General features: G+C 69.0%; 1 protein-coding gene. It reads left to right on the top strand.

The window, feature by feature from the left end; translation table 11 throughout:
- Nucleotides 1-1948: aminopeptidase N (pepN, locus tag ACFWPJ_RS31575; protein ID WP_378856992.1), on the top strand; the 1948-nt coding region annotated here is incomplete at both ends.

Below are 1948 nucleotides of genomic sequence, written 5' to 3'. Positions count from 1 at the left end.
ACAGTCCCTCCCCCCGGCCCGGCGTGGCGCCCGCTTCTTCGTGATGCGGGCCCGTTCGTTGGTTACCCCGGTCCCGGGGCCCGCGCGCCCCCCCCCCCCCCGTCCGGGTGGGAGGTCGTGTCGAACCGGCCCGCCGCAGCGGTCGAGGACGACGGCGAGCACCAGAGGGTCGAGTTCTCCCCCACACTGCCGATCTCCACCTACATCACCGCGGTGGCGGCGGGCCCGTACCATCGTGTCGAATCTTCTTGGACGCGAGGCGAACTCACCATTCCGCTCGGTGTCCTGTGCCGTGTCTCCCTGGCCGGATATCTGGACGCGGACACCCTCTTCGAGGTGACGAAGCAAGGGCTGGATTTCTTCGCCGAGCATTTCGAGTACCCGTATCCGTGGGGCAAGTACGACCAGGTGTTCGTGCCCGAGTACAACCTGGGCGCGATGGAGAACCCCGGCCTGGTCACCTTCACCGAGGCGTATGTATTCCGTGGCGCGGCCACCTCCGCGCAGTACGAGGGCCGGGCGAACACGATCCTGCACGAGATGGCCCACATGTGGTTCGGCGATCTGGTCACCATGGTGTGGTGGGACGATCTGTGGCTCAAGGAGTCCTTCGCCGACTTCATGGGCGCGCTGGCCAGTGTCGAGGCCACCGAGTGGACCGACGCCTGGGTGGCGTTCGCGAACCGCCGCAAAGCCTGGGCGTATCTGCAGGACCAGCTGCCGACGACGCACCCGATCGTCGCCGACATCCCCGATCTCGAGGCCGCCAAGCTCAATTTCGACGGCATCACCTACGCCAAGGGCGCCAGCGTGCTCAAGCAGTTGGTCGCCTATGTCGGCCGGGACGAGTTCTTCACGGGGGTGCGCCGGTATTTCCGGACGCACGCGTTCGGCAACACCGCGCTGGCGGATCTGCTGACCGAGTTGTCCGCGGATTCGGGGCGTGACCTGGCTGGATGGGCGCGGGCCTGGCTGCAGACGTCCGGGATGTCCACGCTGACGCTCGACGGCGGCGAGATCGTGCAGACCGATCCGCGGCCGCACCGGCTGGCGGTCGGGCTCTACGACTTCGACGCCGCGGGCGACCTCGTCGTGCGCGAGCGCGTGGAGCTCGACATCGTCGAGGAACGGACGCCGGTCGCGCTCGCGCCCGCTCCGCTGCGCCTGCTCAACGACGGGGACCTCACCTATGCGAAGGTCCGGCTCGACGCGGATTCCCTTGCCACCGTGGAACGTTCGCTGGACCGGGTCACCGATCCGCTGGCGCGCGGACTGATCTGGTCGGCGCTGTGGAATGCCGTGCGAGACGGTGAACTCGAGGTCGGCCGCTATCTGGCGATGGCCCGCGATTTCGCGCCCGCCGAAACGAACATGGCGCTGCTGACCGCCGTGCTGTCGAACGCGTCCTTCGCCGTCAATCACTATCTGCCCGATGCCGCCCGGGACGGCTGGCGTGGATGGCGCGGTGAATGGCTCGAATCCTGCTGGGCGACACTGAATTCGTCGGAACCGGGTTCGGGCGCGCAACTGGCCTGGGCACGGGCGACGGCCACCGCCGCCACCTACGACGGCCGCCGCGCCACGGACATCCGCTCGATCCTCCTCGGCGATACCCCCGCACCAGAGGGACTTCCCCTCGATCCCGATCTGCGCTGGGCGCTGTGGACCGCGCTGGCCGCGACCGGCGCGGCGACCGCCGCAGACCTGAATACCGAACTCGCCCACGACGACACGGCGTCGGGCCGCACCGCGCACCGGCGGGCATTGGCGGCGCGCCCCGACGCGGAGGTGAAGGCCGGGGCATGGGCCTCGGCACTGGGCGACACCACCTTGACCAACGACCACCTCGACGCGGTCATCACCGGTTTCCGTGCCGGTGGACGCCGCGATCTGATCGCCCGCTACGACGACGAATACTTCGCGGCACTGCGCACGGTGTGGGAACCGC

The organism is Nocardia sp. NPDC058497 (assembly GCF_042720195.1).
Classification (GTDB): Bacteria; Actinomycetota; Actinomycetes; order Mycobacteriales; family Mycobacteriaceae; genus Nocardia.
This window is presented reverse-complemented; position numbering and strand designations above follow the sequence as displayed.